This is a genomic window from Paracidobacterium acidisoli (assembly GCF_003428625.2).
GTDB classification, from domain to species: Bacteria; Acidobacteriota; Terriglobia; order Terriglobales; family Acidobacteriaceae; genus Paracidobacterium; species Paracidobacterium acidisoli.
In genome coordinates this window covers 885297-903810 of the sequence record NZ_QVQT02000001.1, presented here as the reverse complement: position 1 = coordinate 903810, position 18514 = coordinate 885297, and the positions used below count along the sequence as shown (strand labels likewise).

The 18514-nt window shown below is 58.2% G+C and carries 8 protein-coding genes and 1 pseudogene; 4 read left to right on the top strand and 5 right to left on the bottom strand.

Annotated features, from left to right (window positions below; genetic code table 11):
- Positions 1–100: 100 nt before the first annotated feature.
- From D0Y96_RS03765 to D0Y96_RS03750, 4 genes are all read left to right on the top strand, one after another.
- Positions 101–1366, top strand: coding sequence for an MFS transporter (locus tag D0Y96_RS03765; protein ID WP_117297965.1), 1266 nt, complete (start codon positions 101–103; stop codon positions 1364–1366).
- Positions 1367–1441: 75 nt separating this feature from the next.
- Entirely contained in the window at positions 1442–2845 is a 1404-nt protein-coding gene (locus D0Y96_RS03760; protein WP_117297964.1) for an FAD-dependent oxidoreductase, read from the top strand.
- A 597-nt stretch (positions 2846–3442) separates the two neighbouring features.
- Complete coding sequence (locus tag D0Y96_RS03755) at positions 3443–6721, top strand: carboxypeptidase-like regulatory domain-containing protein (protein WP_252263408.1); 3279 nt, start codon at positions 3443–3445, stop codon at positions 6719–6721.
- A gap of 124 nt (positions 6722–6845) precedes the next feature.
- A complete protein-coding gene (locus tag D0Y96_RS03750; RefSeq protein WP_117297963.1) occupies positions 6846–8717 on the top strand; it encodes a M61 family metallopeptidase in 1872 nt (623 codons plus the stop codon).
- A gap of 873 nt (positions 8718–9590) precedes the next feature.
- Here the strand turns inward: D0Y96_RS03750 and D0Y96_RS03745 are convergent.
- The 5 genes and pseudogenes from D0Y96_RS03745 to D0Y96_RS20665 all read right to left on the bottom strand — a co-directional run.
- Positions 9591–12167: a glycosyl hydrolase family 95 catalytic domain-containing protein gene (locus tag D0Y96_RS03745; RefSeq protein ID WP_286676365.1), complete on the bottom strand. Its 2577-nt coding sequence runs from the start codon at positions 12165–12167 to the stop codon at positions 9591–9593.
- 142 nt (positions 12168–12309) lie between these two features.
- On the bottom strand, positions 12310–13806 hold the full coding sequence (locus D0Y96_RS03740; protein ID WP_117297960.1) for an alkaline phosphatase family protein: 1497 nt from the start codon (positions 13804–13806) through the stop codon (positions 12310–12312).
- Positions 13807–13900: 94 nt separating this feature from the next.
- Complete coding sequence (locus D0Y96_RS03735) at positions 13901–15118, bottom strand: SGNH/GDSL hydrolase family protein (protein WP_252263407.1); 1218 nt, start codon at positions 15116–15118, stop codon at positions 13901–13903.
- A 102-nt stretch (positions 15119–15220) separates the two neighbouring features.
- The gene (locus D0Y96_RS03730; RefSeq protein WP_252263406.1) at positions 15221–18118 is read right to left on the bottom strand and encodes a TonB-dependent receptor domain-containing protein; all 2898 of its coding nucleotides are present in this window, start codon (positions 18116–18118) and stop codon (positions 15221–15223) included.
- Positions 18119–18175: 57 nt separating this feature from the next.
- Positions 18176–18433 (bottom strand): annotated as a pseudogene (locus tag D0Y96_RS20665) (carboxypeptidase-like regulatory domain-containing protein); the annotation flags it as partial.
- Positions 18434–18514: the final 81 nt, after the last annotated feature.

Genomic DNA, 18514 nt, shown 5'->3' with positions numbered 1-18514 from the left:
CACCCTGCCCGACCGACCAGGCCTCGGATGGGAGCTCGATCAGGACTTCATCCAAAAATACCAAGTCAAATATGAACGGTAGCCGGGACGAAGAAGAAGCATGAATTCCGATCTGCGCTCCATCTCGCGGCAGCAGTGGAATACGATGAGCGCGGGCGCGCTGGCTTTCTTCTTCGATTCCTGGGATGCATTTCTGCTGATCTACGTGCTCAGCGATATTGCGACGGAATTCAAAATTACAATCGCCCGGGCATCGCTGGCCGTGCTGTTTACCTACGCCAGCCGATGGATCGGCGGATTGCTGCTGGGCAGCCTCTCTGCGCGTTATGGACGGAAGAAGAGCCTGCTCTTCGGCATTCTGCTGTGCGGCATCTTCACCATGCTTACCGGCTGCGCCCGCACCTTTCCCATGCTGCTGGGGCTGCGCTTCTGCTTCGGCATAGGGATGGGCGGTCTTTATGCGGCGGCAGGTCCGCTCGTGATGGAGAGCGTGCCGGCTGCGGTGCGCGGCTTTGCGTCGGGCTTTTATATGTTCGGTTTTTATGCGGGAAATGTGATTGCGCCGTGGACCTATTATGCTCTGGAGCCGCATTTCGGGTGGCGCGGGCTGTTTTACTTCGGCGGCGCATCGCTTCTTCTGATTCCGTATGTGCTTTTGACCGTCTTGGAATCGCCGGTATGGGAGGCCCATACGAACCGGCAAAGGCCGGTGCCCGGAGTTTTGAAGAGTGCGCGGCAGCGCCTCTCAATGTGGAGACTGTTTTCTCCTGCATATATCGGCGTCACGCTGGCGCTGCTGACGGTGGAGTTCGGAGTCTTCTTCGATGCTTTCCCGTTTCAGTCGCTGCTGCCGACTTACGTCAAACTGGAGCGGCACTTTCCCATTCATCTGGTCAGCCTTGCCGGCTCGATGATTGGCGCGGGAGCGCTGCTCGGTTCGGTGCTCGGCGGCATCGTCTCCGACCGCATCGGACGCAAGCGAACGTATTCCATCGCGTTTGTGCTGGCCATTATTCCCACGGCGGTCGGCGTACTTGCCCATCAGGCGAGCCTGGTGATTATCGCCAGCTTCATCAATGGGATGATCTTCGGCTCCATGGGCGGGCTGCTGACAGCCTTCGAGAACGAGCATTATCCGATCGATTTGAGAGCCGTAGGCAACGGGCTGCTGCATAATCTTGGAGCATTCGCCGGTTCTGTCGGCACAGTGATTGCCGCCACGCTGCATGCTCGCTTCGGCTATGCAGAGACCATTATGATCATTGCGGCTGCGGGAGCCGGCCTTGGCCTGCTGGGACTAAGCTTCACAAGGGAGACACGTAACGTCTCCCTCGACGATCCTGCCGAGGAGGCCGTGTCACCGTAGACTAGCGCGCGGGAACAGGCTTCGGGAGGATTCTGTGTTCGTGCAACGTCGTCGATAAGGACACCGGAAGAGTGCATGGAAGTATTTGGCAGCTATGACGTGGTGATTGCCGGAGCGGGCGTAAGCGGCACGGTGGCCGCGATTCGCGCTGCGCGGCAGGGCGCGAAGACGCTTCTGATCGAAGGAAGCGGCGTGATCGGAGGCCTTGTCACCGGCGGACGGCTGACGAAGCCGAGCGGCGTCATCAATGGCGGCGTCTTTGCCGAGCTGCTGGCGCGCTGCGCGGATTACGGCGCGGCCGACCGTTCTCTGCGCAGCTCATACTGGGGCGCTTATACCGGCTCCTTCGATGCGGAGACGCTGCAGCGGGTGATTCTTGAGGCCATCGATGAAGCAGGCGTCGAGGTGCTGCTGCGCGCGCAGATTGTCGGCACGGTGATGGAAGACCGCACTCTTCGCGGAGTCGAGATACAGACGAAGAGCGGAAGGAAGCTGGTCTTCGCCAAAGTATCTGTCGATGCGTCGGGAGACGGCGATGTGGCGGCGCTTGCCGGTGCGGAGTTCATGACGGGACGCTCCGCGGATGGCCTGACGCAGCCCATGACTTCCTACATGCGCATCCTCAATGTGGATATTCCGGCGCTGGTGCGGGACTGCCTGGAGCATCGCAGCGATCTGCGGGAGCTGACGCTTCCGGAAGAGGGCGGCGAGCGCAACGAAGACTATGCCATGATCCTGGTGGCGACCGGCTTTGCCGAGCGTATTGAGCAGGCGAAGTGCGAAGGCTTTTCCTGGATCATTCCCCGCAACGACATCACGCTGAAGGCCGGTCTCATTCCCGGCGAGCTGAACGTGAATGTTACCCGCTTTCACGGGAATGCTCTGGACGAGCGTGTTCTGAGCCGCGCCGAAATCGAGATCCGGCGCCAGGCATACTGCGCCTTCGACTTTCTGCGGCAGTATGTGAAGGGATTCGAGCGGTCCGTATTTCTGGAGGTTGCTCCGAAGCTCGGGGTGCGCGAAACGCGCCGCATCCGCGGCCAGTATGTGCTCACCGAAGACGATGTGCGCGGCGGCGCCCGCTTCCGCGATGCTATCGGCCTTTGCAATGCGCCGATCAGCTATCACGATCCCGACGGAGAGAAGGCGGTGATGCAGAGTGTGGGCCCTGGCTACGGGATACCGCTGCGCTGCCTTATTCCGCTGGGCATCGAAGGCCTGTTCGTGGCGGGCCGCTGCATCTCGGTGGATGAAATTGCCTTCGCCTCGACACGTAATGTTCCTGCCTGTGCCAGCACGGGAGAAGCAGCGGGAGCGGCGGCGAGCCTTTGCGCGGCGACAGGCAGCAGCACATCTGCTCCGCCTATCGCTCCCGTGCAGCAGACGCTGCAGCAGGCCGGTGTGGTGCTCGGCACAGCGGAGGATGGCGATCTGGAACGCATCCTCCATCCGGAATCCGAGAACAAAACAGGTTCCTGAGCCGGTTCACTCCATACTCCTGGGCCAGGCGGCCGGTTTGACATGCTTCGAGAGAACAGATTGTAAGCGGGAGATTGAGGTAGATATATTGAAACGCTCGTCATCGAGGCTCTTCGCGTAGTCTGAGCACGCCCTGAATAGATCGCTACACCTGATCGCTGACAAATACCGCACCCATAGGTGTTAAAGGGAACACTCGAACTGCTGTGGTTCGGTTGGTGCAAAGAGCATCGAGTAATCAGATCACGCCACCTGTTTTTTAGAGCCAGAGACGCAATGAATGAAGCGATAGTTCGGGAACCGCTTTATTTTTGGCGAACTCTGCGGTAGATTATTGCTACCTATGGTGCACAAACCATACTCGAGCATCATGCGAGGCTGTTGTTGCCGCGGATCAGTTCCTTCTGTTCCGGTAAGCATGTGTCTTTAGTAGTTCCTCACTCGAGCCGGATTTCCTGACTACAACACACATTTAGCCCCGCGGGACTCCCAGTCATACCTATCCCTGTGACGCCCTGCATTAAGGCTATTTGCGTCTGATTGCCCCAGGCAGCAGTCGTGAGAACTGCCATCGGCCTTATTTCCAAGGAGAAACAGATGATGCTCCGTTTGACGTCCCGTTCATTCCTCATTGTGTCGATCTGCCTGCTTACCCTTCTGCCGGCTGCAATGGCTCAAACCTTTCGCGGTCAAATGACAGGCACCGTCATCGACGCGCAGGGAGCCGTGGTCCCCAATGCTTCAGTAAAGCTGAAGAACCCCGCGACCGAAACCACTCTGGACACCGTCTCAAACGCTGCCGGGATCTTCAATTTTCCCGAGCTGCCGGCAGGCACCTATAACCTGATCGTGACGGTCCCCGGTTTTGAGACCAAAGAGATGGACGATATCACGATCGATGTATCGAAGGTCACTAATGAGGTTGTGAAACTGGCTGTGGGCAGGCAGAACACGGTGGTGCAGGTTAACGCAGATACTCAGACCGTGGACACGACGGCCAGCTCGCTGGTTTCGGTGGTCACTGACCAACAGGTCCAGAACATGCCTATCAACGGCCGCGACTTCACGCAGATGCTCAAGTTCACTCCGGGAGACAACCTGAGCGGATCGGTGAACGGCCAGCGCACGACCAGCATCAACTACCAGATCGACGGCACCGATAACATAGATGCGTGGCAGGATGAGGCCGCTTCCAACGAAGGCGGCGTCGAAAGCGTAGCCGGGGGGTTAGTGCCGATCGATGCGATCGACGAGTTCTCCATGCAGAGCGACGCCGAAGCCGACATGGGACGCAACTCGGGCGCAAACCAGAACATGGTGCTGAAGTCGGGGACCAACCAGATCCACGGCGACGCCTTCTACTACAACCGCAACGAGTTTTTCGCGGCGATCAGCCCAGTGGCCCCGGTGAACTCCCCAAAAGTACCGATCCGCAATAATCAATTCGGTTTTACGCTCGGCGGACCTGTCTGGAAGGATCACACGTTTCTGTTTCTTGCCAGTGAGGCGCAGATTGCCACGGCCGGCAACTCGGATTCCGATACAGTGCTGAACAACGCCTGGGTAACAGCGGGTCAAAATCTCCTGTCGTCCTACGGTCTTACAGCAAACAAGCTTTCGCTGGCGCTCTACCATACGCTTTACCCTGCGGTAGCCAACAATGCCGGGGCCGTGCTCAACAATTGGTTCGCTAACGCACCTGACAATTACAACAGCTACAACAACGTCATCAAGCTGGATCATCACTTTAGCGACAAAGAAACGCTCTCCATAGTTTTCCTCGGCACCACGGGCACGCAGACGGCCGCGACCAGCTCCTACTATCCGGAGTTCTTCCAGACCGCCCCGATGCACATTTTCAACTTCTCGGTCATCCAGGATTCGATTATAAGCAGCCATCTTCTCAATCAGTTGCACCTTGGAACCAGCTACTTCCTGCAGAGATTCAACGACAGGGACCAGAACTTTTATCCGGAGACGGCCGACGGTCTCGATCTCGGGCTGGCCGGCATCCTCGCCGCAGGATCGCCAAAGATCGCCATCGACGGCTTCGATGAGGTTGGCCCATCGGAGCCCGCCGGGCGCACCGACGCCACAGGGCAGCTCTCCGATTCGCTGCAATGGACGAAAGGCAGGCACGCATTCAAGTTTGGCGGCGAATTCCGCCACGGCCAGGTGGACCTGCTGGGCCTGGTCGCCGAAGTCCCGAGGGGCGCATTCACGTTCGATGGAACGCGGGGACCCTGGTCGGGTGAAACGTCGACAGACAACGCTAACTGCATGGCGGCCTTTGGCACGAAATGCAGCGAGCAGGACATCTCATTGGCGGACTTCCTGAATGGGGAGCCCTCGAATCAAACAGCGTCGCAGTTGGTGCAGGGAAACGACGAGCGCACCTACCTGGTGAACACTTTCGATTTTTGGGCACAGGACGATTATCAGGTTATGAAAAAGCTGACGCTGAACTACGGCGTGCGCTACTCATTGCCTGGAGCCGTGTACGACTCCGCGCACGACCTCTACAGCTTTGTGCCGGGCCAGGGTTTTGTTGGCCAGCTCTATAAAGACTACTACGGCGGTTTTGGTCCGCGCCTGGGGTTCGCCTATGCTCCGCGCGCCGACCGCAGCATGGCCATCCGCGGTGCCTTCGGCGTGTTTTACGACGTTCCCCCCATGACCAATATGGTAGAGGGCAGTACGGGAAATGGCGGCGACCTGCTTGTGCAAAACAATCCCGCTGGCCCCCAGCCCGCCTACGTGCTTGACGCTTCGAACGTTCAATGGGAGCAGAATGTGAACCCATTCAGTGGCGCAACGGTGCCGCAGCTCGGCGCCATGGGGGTTCAACCGAACTTTCGAATCCCCTACGCGATGAACTTCAACCTGAATGTGGAGAAACAATTCGGCAGGTCAATGATGGCTACAGTAGGCTATGTGGGGGCGCTGGGTCGCCGCCTGGTGGTTCTTCGAGACCTGAACGAGCCGATCGGCTATAACTTCACGACCAGGAGTTATAAGCGGCCCTACGATTCGGATCTGACCTTCCCCGGCCAGACAATCAGCACCGGGCAGCCGTTTGAGGGCATTAACCAGGTGCAGGCCGCCGCAAACTCGAATTTCAACTCGTTTCAGGCGGTGCTGCGTGAGGCGTACTTTCATGGATTCAGCGGCACGTTCAACTATACCTGGGCCCATTCGCTGGACGATGCCTCTTCCGGCGTGACCCCCATGAACAGCTACAATTTGAACCAGGACTACGGCCCCAGCACCTTTGACATCAGGCAAACATTCACCGGATTCGTCAGCTACACAGTGCCAAAGTTCACCAGCTTCGCGCCCAGGCTGACGCAGGGTTACCAGCTCAATTCCTTGTTCGACTATAATACCGGCACGCCGCTCAGTGTTCTCGTCGGCAAGGACTACAGCCTCACGGATGAAGGCCACGATCGTGTGAGCATCGTCCCTGGCGTTGCCCGTTACCTCGGCAGTACCATTACCACGACCTCCAGCGGCGCGCGCAATTATAACTACCTGAGCAAGGCGGCATACGCCTACCCGGTCTCGGGAGTATCAAGCCCAACGGTCTATGGCGTGTATGGGAACGAACAACGCGATGGCGGCGGTTACGGGCCGAAGTTTGGAGATATCGACTTCTCCATCTTCAAGCACACGCCGATCACCGAGAGGGTGAACAGTGAGTTCCGCGTCGAGATCTTCAATCTTTTCAACCAGCATAACTTCGCCAACCCGTCCGTCTCCAGCTTAGCCAGCGGAACCTTCGGTGAAATTACCAATACCAAAAACGGCTCCGGCGCGCCTGGTATTGGCTATGGCGAACCCTTCAACATTCAGTTCGCGCTGAAGCTCATGTTTTAGAGAGTCTCCCGGTTGCCCGAAGAGCCAGGCCAGATCTCGGCCAGCCGGTGAGATGCTGGATCGGAATCGAAGCCTGGCTAAAGATATTTGAATTTTTTGAAACCACCGGTCTCAGGAGGCCTCAATGCTTATCCGCCGCGGCAGCTTACTGCCCTGCCTCGCCATCCTTTTAGTGCTGGCCGCACCCCTGGGCTTTGCCCAATCCGCCGGAACCATTTCCCTTACGGTAGACGCCACGCAAACCGCGCGCAGGATACTGCACTCGCACCTGGTGATCCCCGTCAGGCCAGGACCGCTGACTCTTTATTACCCGAAGTGGATTCCCGGCGCTCACAGTCCCAGCGGTCCAATCAGCGACCTGACCGGGCTCAGGTTCGCGGCCGATGGAAAAACCATCCCGTGGCGACGCGATTTGCTGGATGTGTTCGCGTTTCACGTCGACGTTCCCGACGGCGCAACGCATCTGGATGCTTCCTTCGACATTATCGCGCCTCGTTCGGCCACGGAGAAGCTCCTGGTGCTGGAGTGGAATGAAGCGCTGCTGTACCCCGCCGGCACGCCGTCCGCGCAGCTCACTTATGACGCCAAACTCATCCTGCCCGAAGGCTGGAAGTACGGCACGGCGCTCCCGGTGGCCAACGAGTCGGGAGATCAAATCACATTTAGTCCCATCTCTCTTAATCTGCTGGTCGACTCGCCCGTGATCGCCGGCCAGTATTATCGCGCTATCGACATCACGCCGCCCGGCGAGCCCATCCATCACGAGATCGATATAGCTGCCGACAGCGAAGCCGCGCTGAACATGAGCCCCGCGATGCAGAAGGAAATGACTAATCTGGTGGCCGAGTCGGGGAAGCTCTTTGGCACGCGGCACTATCGCGACTATCATTTCCTTCTCCACCTGAGTGACCAGGGTGGGAGCGGTGGCCTGGAGCATCATGAATCGCAGGACAGCGGCGCGCCGGAGCGCGCGCTGCTCGGGCCCGATGCCGGTGCGCTGGTGGGCAGGCTGCTGGCTCACGAATTCGTGCACTCCTGGAACGCCAAGTTTCGCCGCCCCGCCGATCTGGCCACGCCCGATTTCGAGAAACCGATGGAGGATGACCTGCTGTGGGTCTACGAGGGGCTCACCGATTATCTCGGTCCTATCCTGGCTGCGCGCAGCGGCCTGTACACGCCGGAGCAGTATCACGAGTATCTGGCCAGTGTCGCCGCCATGCTGGGTCCGGGCCGGCCCGGACGCACCTGGCGCCCATTGCTCGATACCGCTGTGACCGTGGCCGGTGGTGAAGGCGGCCGTGGCGCCAGAGGCTGGACCGCCTGGCGGCGCACCAGTCACGACTATTACGACGAAGGCGGTCTGATCTGGCTTGAAGTGGCCACCATCATTCACGATGTCACGCACGGGCAGAAATCCATCGACGACTTCTGCCACGTTTTTTACGGCGGACCGAACAATGGTCCTCAGCTGAAGACTTATACCTTCGACAGCCTGGTGGAAACGCTCAATCAGGTTGCGCCTTACGATTGGGCAACGTTCTTTCATCAGCATCTTGATTTCACGTCGCCCGATATGCCCGATGGCGGCATTCTGAACGCCGGCTGGAAGGTGGAATTCAACGACAAGCCTCTGCACATGCCAGGCCTGCCGGCCCGCCTTGGCAACCCGGGAGACGTTTATACCATTGGCCTGCAACTTGGCCCCGACGGCACGGTCATGGACTCCGTGGTGAGCGGCCCCGCGTTCAACGCCGGAATCTCGTCGGGAATGAAGGTGGCCGGCGTGAATGGCCGCCTCTATACGCACGATGTGCTTGAAGATGCGATCAGGGCCGCGACAGACTCATCGGCGCCGATCACGCTGCTGGTGATAAACGACGATTACTATCGCACCAGCACGATCGAGTATCACGGTGGCGAGCGCTATCCGCACCTGGTGCGCGATGACGGCAAGCCGGATTATCTGGATGAGTTGATCAGGGCGCACGCGCAGTAAATTCAGAACTGCTCTCGTCTTAGGCTTCAGAGGCGGCCTCTGCAGTACTGTGGGACAGGCATCGGTTTGTTTGTCGCAAAGCACTTTCCTGAGGGGCCACTAAGGCAGCATCGAGATCGAGAGCAATCAGGGACGCGAAAGATATCGGTACCGCAGTTTGTGTTTTGCGCCCCTCCGCATAACGTATGACTATTCCGATTCCGGGGGCGAGGCCAGAGAGTGTGGGATCGCCCGGGACGGAGTTATGGGAAGCTATTAGCCACGATCGGTTTGATCGCACCATTTAAACAGAGAGAGAGTAGCTTTCCAGGCATCTGTAACGGCCGCCTGCGGCTGGAGGAACATGCTGAGACTGCAGATGCCGGTCTGGGACGGGGTGAGATTTGTCAGTCAGAGGCATAGGTTGCAGCGATTACTCTGGACAAGACGTTACCATTGCCCCGGCGCAAGTTTGGTAACTGATCCTGGTTTGAGTGAAATGGCCATAGCCTTTTTGGCCGTCGCGCCGCTCGCGCAGTGAGCCAGAATGAAGTTCACGACTGGGGGGGCTGCCAGACCATGAGGATGGTGATTACAACCCTCCTTGACGATCAGAACGAAATCTCCGCCCAGGGCCATATAGCGTTTGCGGATAATATCGGTATTCTCATAATCTTCACCATTGGAAGGAAATGGAGGCGGAGGGTCGACTACGCCAACCTCTCACCAGGTAACCAGTTCGGGATCGGTTACGCTTTCGGTCCACTAAAATGCGCCGATCTGCGACGGTATTCGTATTGGCTGCTTCGCCGTGCGGTCTCATTCATCGTTTGGAATCACACGATCAGAGATCGGCATCAGGGATCGTCAAAAAGACATCACCAGCTGTGCTCCTCAATTCGTTGCGGGCGCTACACCGCGGGACGTTCCCAATCTTCGCACGAGGATGCGCTCTCCCTGGCTGGTCTCGAACTTCAGCAGAGCGCCCCTCAGCTGCTCGGCCGGGCTGCTGTTCCGATAGAGGCGGACGTCATCGTCCGGGAATGGATTCCGCAGCCGGCAGACGGCTCCGGTATGTGATTCCAGCTCGGCATGCTCTATTTCTCCGTCACGCATGGTGGCCGTGACTGTAAATCCTCCGCGCGCGCGCAGGGTATAACGAGCATTCCATCGCCGCGGCCACGCAGGAAAGAGGTGCAGGACCGGGTCTTCACCGGGAGCAGGAGGATTGCTTTGCAGAAGGGAACGGTGCAGAGCCTCAGCAGCTCGCCCCAGATGCTCCGCATGCAGCGCCTGCGCGCCCTCACCGAGCGTCATGCGGTTTTCGAGCAGCCCCGACTTTTTGTACCAGAGTGAGCGCGGATCAGGCTGCTGTCTCATCTGATTTGGCAACAGAATCTCCACCGCGTCCGCTCGCCCCAAAGAAGCCGCCGCAACGGCGAGCATTGACAGAGTGCCCACCGGCGTCTTCGGATCGAGTCCGTTCCGCAGCAGCTGGTCAAAGGTGGACTGAGCCAGTGCGAAAGCTTCCCGATCCTGGGTCTCGATATTGCAGAGATCGAAGAACCAGATGGGCAGGCTGTTGATGTCCGGCATCCAGCCGGTTGGAGTGCGGTCCGCTTTGACAGCAGGCTTCAGCCCATTCACGAAGATGCGCGGCCCATGGTAATCCTGAGGATGCAGCGCATCCGTATCCGTGCTGGTGGGGAGGGGCGCCAGATGATCCAGAAACTCCCGCCATGTCTGTCTCATCTGTTGATCCGTGTTCAGAATCTCCGCAGCACGCAGCACCGCTGCTGTAACGCTTCGCATCGCGACCATATCTTCAAATGAATCACGGACCCCGAAGACCGGTTCTCCACTGTTGGACGAGTGCATGTGGTACCTGCCGTCTTCCTCTTTCCGGAGATTCGGATAGTTCCGATAGAACTCGACCGCACCACGCAGCACCGGATATGCGCGCTCGCGCAGCCACTCGGAATCGAGTGTGTATTCATAGCGCTGCCAGTAGAGCCACGCGATCTTTGCAGTACTGCTGAACATATGGCTGGTAGGACCGTATGGACCGGAGCCTCGTTCTCGGATCACATACTTCCCGTCCTTCCAGTCACCTACTGCGATCCAGTTCCAGCGGCTGGAGTAAGGATGTTTCCTCTGTGCGAAGTCCATGAACGTATCTGAGCGCTGCTCCCACGGTTTCCGCAAAAGATAAAGCTCCTTCATTTCAGAGGCAAGCTCATCCGGGAGCTGTTCCAGACCGTCGAAATAGCTCGTTTCCGGAATGTAAATGCCGGAGCTTCCCCACTGCTGGCGCGCCGCCTGCTCACATGCATCGAACATGCCCGAATACATCTCGAACGCCGGCTCCATCAGTTCGAATCGACCCGTGGCGGGCAGCGCTGCGTAGTAACAGCTCAGATTCGTAAACCAGTGCTGCGCACCCCACATGCGCAGGTCGCCTCCGGTATTCCAGAGCATGCCGTTGAACTTGGGCGGAAACTTTCCCCGGGATGCCGCCGCCATAAGATAGAGAAAATAATGATAGTTTTGCTGAATAAATTCAGCGGTGCCGTCCTCACTGTGCAGATCTATCGCGCCCTGCGCCCAGAAGTCATGCCACCACTCCTGAGACTGACGTTCAAGCTCTGCAACGCTCTGTGCCGAGACAGCGTCGAGCTGGCGGAAAGCAGCTGACACCGGATTCTCATCAGGGTCCATCGTCGCGGCTGAAACAACCAGGATGGTGACTGATCCGGCTTGGGCCGCAGAGAGACGGATGCCGGTATCGTTAAGGATCTCTGCGTCTGCGGAAGTTGCCTGGAATGCGACCGCCACGGCAGACTTTGCGCAGAAATCCCCTTCACTAAATTCCTGGGTCAGCGCAATGCGGTTGTTGTCCTCGATGAGCTGCGAAGTCGCAATTTGACTGCGATGCGGAACCCGCATCGCGTGCTCTTCCGTCAGAGCTTCTGTCTGCCTGCCGAAGAATTTTGTTTCGTAGCGCAGCATACGCAGCGTTGCGGAAACACGCTGCTCCGAAGCCTGATTCCCATCGATCACGATTGCGAAGGCATCCTGCTCCATACACAGCACGATGCGGATCGATACTCCTGCGCCATCGATCGTAAGCGTTCCGTCATAAACAGAAAGATGCTGGCGGAAGCCGGATTCGGGAAATGGATTGCCCTCGAATTCGATGTCCAGAAAGGCACACCCGCCGCAGTAGTCGTCATGGACCTCAACAAAGCTGTTCGTCCGGCAGTTGTTCGCGTAGACATCGACCCGGTTTATTTGAAGATGCAGCTGGTTGCTGCTCGTCCATACCAGGCTGCCCATTCGCCCGTTCCCCACCGGGATGCCTTCTTCGCTGCGAACCACGGGACGGGAATAAATAAGATCCGAAGCAGAGATCACCCGGCCGAGCTCACTCTCTGGCAGGCTTCGTTCCCGGGGCTTCGTGTTTTCAGCCATCGAAGGCGGTTCGAAACCAAAAGGCTGCGAAGCGATACCGCTCGCGGCGAGCCCGGCAGCTTTCAGGAATATGCGACGAGAGTAGTCCTTCAATTCTGCTCCTTCTGCTTTTGCATGGACAGGATCATCGAGAAAAGATGATTCACTTTTTCCGGCCGGTTCCGAAGGGAGTGGCTGGTCTTCGTCCAGGCGCCTGAACAGGCGCAACCTGCTGGCCGGCGGGTGCGGCGGGCGGCGGCAATGTCGCAATCTCATATTGAGCCAGCGCCAGATCGCTCATCGTGCTCGGCATCACCGGCGGCGCGGCGGGCTTATCGTCAAAACGGAAGGCCGATGTGAAATCACCAAACGCCTCCCTCCGCCAGTCGCTGATGTTAGGCGCCTTCACTCCGGTGACCTTCTCCAGAAGCTGCAGATTGGAAGTATGATCGAAGGGCTCGCTGCAGACCCAGCCTCCTGCCGTCCATGGCGAGACGATGATGCAGGGCACCCGGAACCCGCCGCCGATCGGGAGACCGCCACCGGGTATCCCTGTAGGCGAACTCAGCGTGACAAATTCATCGGGAGTGCCCGGAGGCGGAACCGGCGGCGGAACATGGTCGAACAATCCATCATTCTCGTCATAGACCAGGATGAAGACTGTCTTTGCCCACACCTCCGGGTTAGCCGCGATGGCATCGATTTTGGAGGCGATAAAGCGAGCACCCGCAGCCGGTATGGACTGGGTAGGGTGTTCGTTCTCCGCGATACCTGGATACAGCCAGCTTACGGTCGGCAGGCGATCGCGCAGTGCGTCGTATTCGAACTGCCCCATCGCAACCGGCTGCGTATTTCTATACAGCGGCGAAGTTGCGGGCAGATTCTGAAATGCTTCGAAATACCGGGCGCAGCTCTTCATGCCGTCGTGAAAGTGATAGTGTTTCCAGCTCACGCCGGCTTCGGTAAGGCATTCGGCATACATCTTCCACTTTCGTATCGTGACCTCGTCGCCCAGGATCGGACCACTGCCCATTCCATGGGGATCGATCGTGCCGGTCTCCCAGTACAGGCGATTCGGAGCCGTCGGCCCGAGCATCGAGCAGTGATAGCGGTCGCAGACGGTGAAGGCATTGGCGAGCGCACGATGGAAGGGAATATCCTGCTCCTCGTAATAACCCATCACGATCGGCACATTCTCCTTGTTACGGTCATAGCGGTAGTGGGCGGGAATCCAGTTATCCATCTTCCCCCCATTCCACGACGCGTGCTGTACCAGCCAGCCGTGGCCTGTCGACTCGATATACTGCGCCGAGGTTCTGCGGCTGTCGAGATGGAACGGAAGCAGATAGCCGTCCCGATTGGTATCCGTTGGCTGATAGAAAATGCTGCGGCCATTCGACAGGCGCATCGCCTGCGGATCGGAGAAGCCGGCGACGCCGGACATGGTCCCGAAATAATGATCGAAAGAACGGTTCTCCTGCATAAGCAGGACCACATGCTTAATGTTGCGCAGCGATGGTTGCGCACTCGGCAGCGGCGCGGCAAGGACTTTCTGGATATTGGGCGGCAGCGCCATCATACCCATGGCTGCGCCTGCCGCGCCCAGCACCCGCCGCCGCGTATAGATATTCTTCTGCGGAGAATTTTGCTTCTCGATCATTGGTGATTCGCTCCCTTTACCCGGCCTTTTCATATAAGTAACTTTGGCAATTACATATTCGCCCGGCTCATACCGTGATGAGCGGCCCGCCAGGCTATCTGAACAAAGAAAGATCAATCGCATCGGCCATGGCTTTGTAGCCGGCATCGTTCGGATGTACGTGATCGCCGCTGTCATAGGCCGGGAGCATAGTCTGTGGCGCCTGAGGATCGGCGATCACCTTGTTGAAGTCAACGACTCCGTCGAAAACATGGGAGGTCCGTACCCAGTCGTTGTACTGCTCGAGTACCTGTCGCGCTCGCGACTGGTCGGGGCTGGCGAGCAGCAGCTTCGGAGCAAACGGAAGCAGGGTCGCCCCAAAGACCCTGACTCCGTGCTGGTGCGCCCGGGTGACAAGCTGCGTCGCAGCGAAAATCAGTTCGTCCGCTGTAAGCGTGCTCTCCGGCGAAGTGGGCCTCAGAATCTGCCCGATATCATTGATTCCTTCCAGGTAGATGACATAGCGCACGCCGGGCTGCGCCAGCACATCCCGGTCGAAGCGCTGCAGAGCGCTCGGGCCGTGCCCTTCAAAGAGCACGCGTCCGCCCGATATGCCTTCGTTCAGCACGGAGAGATGAGCAGTCTTCCTGTTGGCATGCAGACGGACAGCAAGATCGTCCGGATAGCGGTGGTTGGCGTCAACAGTCGAACGGGCGCCATCGGTGATCGAATCCCCCAGCGTGACCACCGCCGCGGCATTCTTCTTTCCCGGCTGAACTTCGACACTTTGCAGGAAGCACCACGAGAGCAGCGTGTGGGCATCCTGCAGCTCGCTGCGATCCGCCTCGTTTCCCGCGGCAATATAGGTGGTTGACAGGCCATACTGATGGCATGTCGGATCAGCGACTGTCTGCGACGGAAGATACAGGCTGATGGCAAGGTCGGAAAAGTCTGCGACCGGCATCGGGATCGGATCGCTGAGCACATATGTACCAGCGGGAATCGTGACGGATGGCTGATGACCGAACGTAAGCTGGCGACTGGAGCCAGGCTGCGATTTGCCGCTGCCCGCCGACAGTGTGATGTATGCCGAGCCGATATGCAGAGGCGCCGTTCCGAACTGATTGGTCAGGGTAACGCGAACGGCCGTTCCTCCCAGGGTCAGATGAACCACGTCACGAATGGTGGAGTCGCTGAAAGGCTCCTTTACGCGCATCAGCAGCGGCGAAGCCGCCCAGCTGCCCACCCAGTGATCTTTCCGTTGATCCGCGGCGAAGCAGGCGCAGTTCATAGACAGGAACAGCGCAATCCAAAACAGAATCTTCTTTTTCATCCCGTGACCGTTCAGTTTGTATCTGTGCGTGGTCGCAGAAGAAGACCGGGCCTCACAGGAGTTGTACCTGGTACACCTGTGAAGCCCGGCTTCGCGTGAGAGTTAGAACCGCAGCCTGAGCGCAAACTGCAGAGAGCGAGGGCCTCCCTGCTGATAGAGAGAAGACAGGCCGCCGAGGCTGGCGGAGAGGGTACTCGTTGCCTGCCCCATGATCGAGTTATTGCAGGTAGTTCCTGCAGTGGTAACGCCGCAGGTCGTATTGACGGCGCCGAAAACCGGGTGATTGGCGATGTTGTATGCCTCGGCGCGGAATTCAAGCTCCGACTGCTCGTAGATTGGAAACACACGCTGAATGGCAACGTTCGCCTGGTTCTCTCCAAATCCGCGAAGGAAGTTGCGCGGAGCGTTACCGACTCCAAACTCTTCCGTCGTTACGCTGAAGATCGCCGGGTCGATCTGACGGCCGCCTGGAATTCCGGCCTTGTGCACGTATGGATACTTGCCGTTATAGTTGAGCTCCCCGTTGATAATGTCTCCCGTCACAGGGTCTGTGATGGAGGGACCAGTTGGCTCGTAGGGAAAGGCGGTGCGTGCAACGAACCAGAGATCGGTGTTCCAGTGCCCCAGAACAGCCGCTTCGAAGCGGTTTGGGTAATCCGATGGCAGGTTGTACACAAGAGCTGCGGTGAAGTTGTGGCGCACGTCGAAATTCGAATTTCCGCGCTGCAGAGGGTACAGGGCCGTGTACTCCTCGGTGCTGGCCGAATCGATCGCATGAGACCAGGTATACGACGCCAGCGCCTGCAGGCCATGCGATATCTGCCGCTCGTATTTCGCCTGCAGCGAGCTGTAATTCGAACCCGGACCATTTTCAAACAAATAGGCGTACCCGAATTCCGGATTCACCTTGGCGAGGTTGTATTCCTGGAAGTGAGTGAGATTTCTGCCGTGCGACCCGACATAGCCCATGGTCACTGTCTGTTTAGATCCAAGCGCCTGCTCGATGGTGACATTCCACTGGATCGCAGATGGAGGAACGAGATTGTTCGCGGCATAGAACTCGAGATTGTACGGTGGCGTCGGCGGGTTGGTGATCGGCACGAGGATCTGGCTGGCGCTCAGAGGAAAAACCGTTTTGCCCGTGCTCGTTGCCGATGTTCCCACACCGGTGCCATTTCCGAACATGCTTTCCGGCGCGAGCAGATCGTAAAACAGACCCGCTCCCGCGCGAAGAACCAGTTCGTTGCTCGGCGCGCTGCGAATGGTATATGCCAGTCCTAACCGGGGAGCGAAGTTGGTCCAGGTGGTCTTGTAGGTCGGACCGCCGGGCTTCGACGAAAGCGCCAGAGAAGACGGATCATTGATGTTGCCGGTGTAGGTGTATGCCTGAATCCCGGATACGGATGGCGGCGGGTTGAAATCCCAGCGAAGACCGAGAGAGAGACTGAGCCGTGGCTGGATGCGCCATTCATCCTGCGCGAAAAGGCCCAGGTTCTTGCTGGTCGGATCTACCCGGGGTTCGTTGCTCGCGGTGAAGCTCGGCGTGTTCGAGAGGATGGAATCCGCGGTGGTCCAGCCGTAAGCGACATAAGGACTGCGGGAGATGTTGCCGTTGTTGTAATACGCCGTGGTCTGGCGGTATTCTCCGCCAAATTTGAAGAGATGCCGGCCATGTGTCCAGGTAACGGTCTCCGTGGCGTCCGGCTGAAACTGCTGCGAGCCGAAATTCGTTTGATAAATGCTTACGGTATTCGGCAGTGAAATGTGAACGACACTCTCGCCGCTCAGTAACGGAAGACCCTCCAGCCCCTGGATATTGAGATTGCTGGTGGCGCCGTCGAGCTCGATGGGCATCACGTTAGCCGAGAATACAGCCGGGGAGTACTGAAGCCGCAGTTCATTGGAGATGGAAGCGCCGAAGGTATTGTCCGCTCCCAGTAGGTAGACGCGATCGCGGCCGATGTGCCGCGTCGTGGTAGCATCGCCGCCTGTGTCGGTATTGCTGGTCGCATCGTTATAGCGGGCGAAGACGCGCATCGAGGGCAGGAGCTGATAGTCGATGCGGGCAATGACGGAGTCGAGGACCCCTGTGGACGGAGCTGTCTGAAGGTAAGGCGAGCCTCCCAGTCCGTAATCCACACACTGCGGGTCCTGCGCGGTTGAGCAATTGGGCGCCGGAAACGCGTTGAGTACCGGCTGGAGTGCCGCGGGGGCGTACTTCCGAAGGTTTTCGTATTCGGGCTTCGCGTAGGTCGCGGTGTTAAATGTGCCATTGGACGGAACATAGTAGATGGTTGCCGCCTGAGGCTGAGTCAGGCGCAATCCCTCATATCCGAAGAAGAAGAAGGCGCGATCTTTGCCCGAATACAAATGCGGCACGAAGAGTGGACCGCCCAGTGTGCCGCCAAAATCATTCTGCCGCTCGGCCGGCGTGGGAGTTGGAGCGGTGCTGTAGGTATTGAACCAGTTATTTGCATCAAAGGCCGAGTTGCGAAGATAGTCGTAGAGCGTCCCGTGAAATTCATTGGTGCCCGAACGGGAGCGAAAGCTGACCTGTGCGCCTGGCTGTCTTCCGTATTCCGCCGAATAAGTCGATGTCGAAATACGGAACTCCTCCATGGCATCGATTGGCAGCATGGTCTGCGTTGTTCCGAGCATGGTTGCGCTCTCCAGCATGCCCGCAGATCCGGCTGCGCTGGTATAGCCTGGATTGTTGCTTGCGCTCGCGCCATCGACCATGAAATTGTTCGCATCGGTGCGCATACCGTTGACGCTGTATTCGCCCTGATCATTGGCGGGAGGCGTGCCGGCGCCAATCTGCGGGGTATTCGTAACGACGCCGGGAGAAAGCAGGATCAGGGTCTGAAAGCTTCTCCCGTTCATCGGAATGTTCTGCACAAACTGGCGGTCGATAACGGTACTCACCGCAGCATCTGTCGTATTGATATGGTTGTCTGCGCCGCTTACGGTCACCGTCTCGGAGGCAGAGCCAATGGCCATGTGGAAATTGATCTGCAGGACATCCTGAGTGTGCAGGAACAAGCCTTCTTTCAGGATGGTCCGGAAACCCAGCTTCTCAATCTGCATCCGATACGGTCCCACCGGCAGAGCAGAAAGGCTGTAGCTTCCGGCTTTATTCGTTTCCCCTTCAAACTGCTGATTTGTATCAGTATTGATGGCAGTTACTCGAACGCCCGGAATGAAGGCCTTGGATGAGTCCTGAATAAATCCTGTCAGGCTGGCGTTCCCTGCCTGTGCAAACAAATGACCGGCAAAAAACAAAACGCAGAGTAGGGTGATGGCTGCGCGGCGCATGAAAACTGGTTCCTCCTCGAAAGCACGGATAAGCTCGGCGGTTCTGCCCACTATTACGTGGCGCATTGCGCGATCTGTACC